This window comes from uncultured Porphyromonas sp., assembly GCF_947254915.1.
Taxonomy (GTDB): Bacteria; Bacteroidota; Bacteroidia; order Bacteroidales; family Porphyromonadaceae; genus Porphyromonas.
Window position 1 is genome coordinate 1 of sequence record NZ_CAMYEZ010000124.1, and the last position, 6,141, is coordinate 6,141.

General features: G+C 51.2%; 5 protein-coding genes. 4 read left to right on the forward strand and 1 reads right to left on the reverse strand.

Annotation, left to right across the window (positions count from 1 at the left end; translation table 11 throughout):
* Positions 1-40: 40 nt before the first annotated feature.
* Positions 41-361, reverse strand: a complete 321-nt coding sequence (locus Q0X57_RS07175; RefSeq protein ID WP_297729603.1) for a hypothetical protein — start codon at positions 359-361, stop codon at positions 41-43.
* Positions 362-786: 425 nt separating this feature from the next.
* Here Q0X57_RS07175 and Q0X57_RS07180 point away from each other — a divergent pair, with 425 nt between their 5' ends.
* The 4 genes from Q0X57_RS07180 to Q0X57_RS07195 all read left to right on the forward strand — a co-directional run bounded on the left by Q0X57_RS07180 (position 787) and on the right by Q0X57_RS07195 (position 5,943).
* Positions 787-1,374 (forward strand): DUF3575 domain-containing protein, encoded by a 588-nt coding sequence (locus Q0X57_RS07180; RefSeq protein ID WP_297729606.1) that lies wholly within the window; start codon positions 787-789, stop codon positions 1,372-1,374.
* Positions 1,375-1,432: 58 nt separating this feature from the next.
* Positions 1,433-3,277 carry a DUF3868 domain-containing protein gene (locus tag Q0X57_RS07185; protein WP_297729608.1) on the forward strand — a complete coding sequence of 615 codons (1,845 nt, stop codon included), beginning with the start codon at positions 1,433-1,435 and terminating at the stop codon, positions 3,275-3,277.
* A gap of 14 nt (positions 3,278-3,291) precedes the next feature.
* Positions 3,292-4,392, forward strand: a complete 1,101-nt coding sequence (locus tag Q0X57_RS07190; RefSeq protein WP_297729610.1) for a FimB/Mfa2 family fimbrial subunit — start codon at positions 3,292-3,294, stop codon at positions 4,390-4,392.
* A gap of 174 nt (positions 4,393-4,566) precedes the next feature.
* Positions 4,567-5,943, forward strand: coding sequence for a hypothetical protein (locus tag Q0X57_RS07195; protein WP_297729612.1), 1,377 nt, complete (start codon positions 4,567-4,569; stop codon positions 5,941-5,943).
* Positions 5,944-6,141: the final 198 nt, after the last annotated feature.

The window sequence follows — 6,141 nt, forward strand, 5'->3', positions numbered from 1 at the left end:
GAGAGAGAGAGTATATCTCTATGTATAAGCATCATTACCCTCAGCCTGATAAACAAATGTTAAGACGTTTGTTTGCCTTCGGTGGTGCATCCTTGCGTGTTTTCCCTCTTGTCGCACCCATTCCACCACCACCTCTCCTTCTATTGGCCATCCAGTAGAGGCTCCTCTGCTTGTCCCCATCGATAGGCAAGCTAGATACGCTCTCTACGAGCCGTGACACCCTATATCCATACACCCTTTCGCCCACTGAGTGGTAGCTTGTCGTAGGGTACCCATCTGACAGGCTCTTGACACGAGTCTTCTGGTCATAGCTTGCTACCGTGCTCAGCTTGAGATATTGAAAGGTCGGGGTTGTCTTCACACGTTTATTTTTTTTCTTCAGCTTCTTCGTCTGACGTAAGCCTGCTCCTAGCATAGATACTAGGAGTGGGTGGCTCGTCGAGAACCAATTTTCTGGATCTCTTGGCGTGCGGACTCTCCGATGAGTTGTCTCAGAGAGAGCTCAGACAAAGGGCTTCCTACGGTCATCGTGACTATACAATAGTTGTGATGACCTCTCTTGACGGCACTATAATGAGACTGTTGCAAAAGTCAACAGTCTCACAATCTTGCTTGCAAGATTGTCTAGACTTTGCAGAAAGGATGAAGCGCAAGGCGCTGAGGGTGAGGTCTGAAGGGAGCATACCTCCGTATGTGACCGAAGCCGAATCCCGAAAGCAACACAGCGATTCGCCTTTATGCAATAGTCTCACAATGTAGCACTTGACTAGTATCAACAAAGCTGTTATGACACGAATCCTATTTATACCTATCCTCCTAGCACTCTGGAGTCTCTCTGTGAGAGCACAGCAACTGGGTCTACAGACAAATGCTCTCTACTGGGCAACAACGACCCCCAACGTAGGCGTCACCCTAGGTGTCGGAGACCACTGGAGCCTTAGCTTACATGCGGGGTGGAATCCTTGGCGGTTCAAATCCTATGATCATCCCGAGAGTGGCGAGCGCGTTCACCCCAAGATGTTTCACTGGACGCTGATGCCCGAGGCTAAGTATTGGTTTTGCCGACGCTTTGAGTATTGGAACCTAGGACTTCATACCATCGCCACACAGTATAATGTGGGTGGTTTGAGGTTTATCAAGCCCTTGGCCGATTATCGCTATCAGGGGTACGGCGTAGGTGCTGGTGTGAGTGCAGGCTATCAGTGGCCCCTCGGAGATCGCTGGGGTGTAGAGCTCTCCATAGGCGTGGGCTATCTCTTTATGAAGTATGATAAGTATCGGTGCTGGCAGTGTGGCGATCGTGAGGGTAGCTACATGCGTCATTATGTAGGCCCTACGAAGGCAACGATAGACCTTATTTATTATATCCGCTAACTAGATCAAAGAGTACATTATGTCAAGCAAATCATCGCATAGTCCTCTACGGTACTGTATGAGGAGTAAGAGTAGTATAGACGCTCTCGTTGACGAAGCCTCCAAGGAGAGGCGTACGCTCTTGTGGCTATACGCTACATACCTAGCTACTGTCAGCATCTTGATCCTTTTGATCTTTTCGCCGGTTATCTTGTCAGCCCAGAGTAGACCGACTGCTATAGACAAGCCTCTTGCCGACTCCATCCTAAGCAGAGAGCAGAGCGTGCGGGTGGTCACAGACAGCGTGACTGTCTCCTCGGCTATGCGGAGGCATCGTAAGTCAGTAGCCGATGGACTACATATAGTTGATATGGAGACCTCTTATAGTGCTGATGGATCGGCACTGATTGTCTCCTTTCTAGCACGTTATGGTGAGCGGGTCGTCTCTTCTCGTGAGGCACTCCTCGTGACCCCCATTTATGTACAGCCTGAGGCGCTAGGCGAGGTACGTCTGCCTCAGCTACGGATCAATGGTCGTAAGCGGGCGAGAGCGTATCGTCGTGAGGTTACTTTTTGGAGCCATCAAGAGTATGAGGAGCATAAGCCACTCCTCGTTGCTACCATCGCTACGCCACGCAATGCGCTAGATACAATGAGTAATCGTGTCAGATATAGCTATCGTATGCCATTGGCTAACTATAGGAAGGGCGGTAGCCTGCGTCTAGACCTTGAGGTGGAGAATTGCTGTAAGCTCTACCCCGTAGCTAGTAAGGAGTACGCAATAGCACCTCACCAGATGCCAGCGCCCGACACGGTGCGTATTGTTCAGACCGTCTCTGACACCGTGCGTATAGAGGCTCCCAAGCCACTAGAGGTAGCACGCCCAGACCTCTACGCTTCCAATGTCTCTTTCATCAGACCAGCCAAGGAAGTGGTCAAGGTGCGTAGCCAAAGCCTTTCTGTACGCATTGCCTTTGAGGTGGCTAAGTCGGAGATCTTGCCTGACTTTGCTAATAATCGTACGGAGCTGACACGTGTGGATCGTGAGATACGTCCTCTCCTGACAGACCATGATAGTACCTATACGGTACGTGAGGCTAGCATCTATGGCTTCGCCTCTCCCGAGGGTGGATACGAGTATAATCGCTCCCTCTCCGAGTCTCGAGCTTATGGCTTTAGAAACTATCTAGAGCGTATCTACGGTATGTCTCGTATCCCCACCTTTGAGGTACAGGGACGTGGTGAGGACTGGGAGGGACTCCGCAAGCTCATCACCGAGTCGTCACTGAGAGAGCGCGATGAGATACTCCGTATCATAGATCGTGAGAGTCTCAGCTACGATGCTCGTGACCAACAGCTCAAGCGCCTCCGTGGGGGACGAACCTATAAGACCTTGCTGGGAGAGATCTATCCCCTCCTGCGTCGTATCGATATGACCCTACAGTATGGCGTACGAGACTTCGAGCAGCGTGAGGTAGCTACGATTATTGACTCCCGTCCGCAAGACCTCTCACAGCGAGAGATCTATGACCTAGCTCATACACGCAATAGCGATGCTGTGGCTCGTACGCAGCGGAGCAACTATGGTCGTGAGTATGATATAGCTGCCCGCTACTTCCCGAAGGATCCGATTGCTCAGATCAACGCCTCCTCAGCTGCTCTCATACGTGGGGAGCTAGAGATAGCACATCTATACCTCGAGCGTGTAGCACAGGATCCACGTGCGTACAACAACCTAGGCGTCTATCACTGGATGCGTCAGGAGTATGACCAGGCTGCTGACTACTTCCGTCGGGTTCCTCAAGAGAGTCAAGAGATGGCACAGCGCAACCTCACGCAAATGCTCCAAGAGCAGCAGCGAGAGGCACTGCAGAAGCAGAATAAAGCAGCGTCTGGGGCTACCAAGTCTACGACGACACGCTAAGAAAGCAGTACATCATGGTATATAGAAGCATACCTTTACGAGCTAAGCTAGTCACCCACTGTAGCGCCTCGCTAAGCGTCTTTTTCAGACGTATCATACGCCTGGCAGTAGGTCGCTACGGGGTGACAGCTATGCTCTTGCTGAGCCTGGTGGGGTTGACCAGCTGTGATATGGACGACCCGCAAGACCTCTGCTGCAAGCGTGTAGACCTGATCTATCGCTACGTCCCCTCTCCATCTCAAGGTGACCAGTACCAGCAGAAGATACGAGGCGGTATGAGACACTTCCTCTATAGTGGGGATAGTATCTACCTCCGTGAGGTGTATGCGGTGAGATCCAATCCACAGTACGTTCGCTTGGCAAATCTATTGCCAGGTACTTATATGATGCTGACCGTAGCCAATAGTTCGCCAGCAGGGACACTGCTGGAGCACCTGCATCCAGGCGCTACGTTAGGCGAGGCGCAGCTACGTCTAGCCAAGGCGCTAGAACAGACAGCTGGTCTCTATCAGAGTAGTGAGGAGCTCTTTTACAATCTGCGCACCTTCCACACCAACGGAGATACGCCTATCCGCTATTACTGCGACCTATCCAATGTGCATTGTCATCTGCAGGTACAGGTAGAGTGGGAGGATACCCCCAAGCATCTCAGCGGAGCTTACGAGTTACGTGCTAGTCGTATAGCAGCGGCTTACGACCTAGGCAGGTGGTATGGCGATCCCATCGTGATAGCGCGGGGCAATGCGCATACGCCGACCGAGTCTACGCTGACCGATGTGGTGCATCACTTCCCCACAGAGCGGGGCGAGATGATCACGCATCGGCAGGAGCGTCAGCTCTTTGATATGAAGCTCTACTACGACCTCATCTCGCTACGCTATCGTGATGATGCGGTACCCATCTTACGCCTCTACTATCAGGGCAAGCCCGTCACCACCGAGATAGATCTGAGCAAGGCATTTAAGGAGTGGCGCTGGTACCCCGATCGGATACCAGCTCAGCTCTTCCGCATCAAGATCTTGATCCATCCCGATGGCAGTGTCACCGTGAGCCAATGGCCCTCCGTTGATGTGCTAGACTGGGTCGATGGAGGCACGCTGGGAGTGGGGAGTTAGCTTTTGGCTTTTGGCTTTTGGCCGTTAGCTTTTAGCCAGCCAACCGCTAACAGCCAACAGCCAACAGCTAACCGCCAACCGCCAACAGCCAATAGCCAACAGCCAATCACCAAGAAACCAAAGTAGGAGCACGAAGCTCCTAGCATATAAACAACTAATTAAACCAACACTTTTATGAACAACAAAATCAAAGCACTCCTCATCATTGGAGTTCTAGCGCTAGTTGCTCTCACGAGTAGCTGCAAGTCTGACAACAAGGCACCTAAGGGGGATCAGCTCGCTGAGACCTACCAGGGGAAGCCTGGTACCTTTACGATCCGCTTCTCTGTACCCTCAGGCGATCCAGTTAAGTACAACCTACGTATGACACAGGATGCGAGAGAGTACAGCATCGACAAGGTAACCCTCTACATCTTTGAGAATGACAAGCTAGCACTTGATCCTATCTCCATCAGCAACCCCAGTCTAATGGCCGATCCTAACGATCCTACGGCTATGATCTACACCTACACCTCTACGGACAACAGCATTCCTCAGGGGCTTGTCACCATCTATGGTATTGCCAACGAGGAGCTCACAACACAGCTCCATAAGGGCGACAATGTTAGCCAGCTCAAGAATATCATCGCTAAGAAAGAGCAAAAGGCTAATGAGTCCTCCAAGGATGTTGTCAACGGAGACGGTACGAATGGCACTACCGACAAGATCCCTATGGTCGGTGTCAAGAGCGATGTCAACCTCTTCCGACAGGAGGTCACGCTACCTCTAGAGCGTATCGTAGCTCGTATCGACATTAAGAACAATGTTGCCGACAAACTGCTCGAGATTACCGAGGTTTCTCTCCATAATGCCAACTCTAAGAGTCTTCTTGTCGATGACAAGACTTCTAACGTAGCCACAGGAAGCCAGAAAGTGAATGGTGTCACGCCATTCCTCTTCACCGCTGGTGCTGAGCAGAAGGTGCATAACAAGGTTTTCTACCTCTACGAGGGCAACCAAACGTCAGAAGCTGAGGCTACCTATGTCCTCATCAAGGCTAAGTTCCGTGGTACAGAGAAGGAGTACAAGATCCCCTTCTTTGACAAAGCCAAGAACAAGGGTATTGACATCGTCCGCAACACGCTCTATCGTATCGTACTCGGTACCGATCACACAAACGACAACCTTACCTTCCAGCTTGAGGTCGCTGACTGGGATGGCTATGTCAATACGGTAGTTAATTGGGATGCCTTCTCGGTAGCTTTTGATAAAGCAAGCTCTAACGACTTCACTTACGATGCTAAGAAGCACGAGCTCACGGCTCCTAAGACAGCTGCTTCTGCTACCTTTACGACCTCTTGCGCACTGCAAAATGAGACACCTACATTTACTGCAACGGTAGAGGGTACTCACCCTTGGCTTACAGCATCTGTAGAGCATGATGGCAAGATCAAGATCAATGTCAAAGCTGCTGGAGATGCTCCTCGTGGGGGGATTGTCACTGTCAAGTGCTCTACGGATCCACAGTTTGAGTACAAGATCCTAGTCAAGCAGGATAAGAAGGATAATTAATGCGATGCTATAGTTCACCTAGATTAGAACAAGCAAAAGAAGTATGAACAAGATATATCGCGTAGCGAGTGCCACCCTCATGGGGGTACTCTTGCTACTCACCTTGGGGAGCTGCTCTAAGGAGAGCCAGCTCATCCCCGAGGCACAGCCCGAGGCTGGGGCGGGACAGCTCGCCTTCAGCCTGGACAACGATGCGCT

What these genes read in the sequence shown, in the direction of transcription:
- Q0X57_RS07180 (WP_297729606.1), top strand. Translation starts at nt 787, where the DNA reads ATGACACGAATCCTATTTATACCTATCCTCCTAGCACTCTGGAGTCTC.
- Q0X57_RS07185 (WP_297729608.1), top strand. Translation starts at nt 1,433, where the DNA reads ATGAGGAGTAAGAGTAGTATAGACGCTCTCGTTGACGAAGCCTCCAAG.
- Q0X57_RS07190 (WP_297729610.1), top strand. Translation starts at nt 3,292, where the DNA reads ATGGTATATAGAAGCATACCTTTACGAGCTAAGCTAGTCACCCACTGT.
- Q0X57_RS07195 (WP_297729612.1), top strand. Translation starts at nt 4,567, where the DNA reads ATGAACAACAAAATCAAAGCACTCCTCATCATTGGAGTTCTAGCGCTA.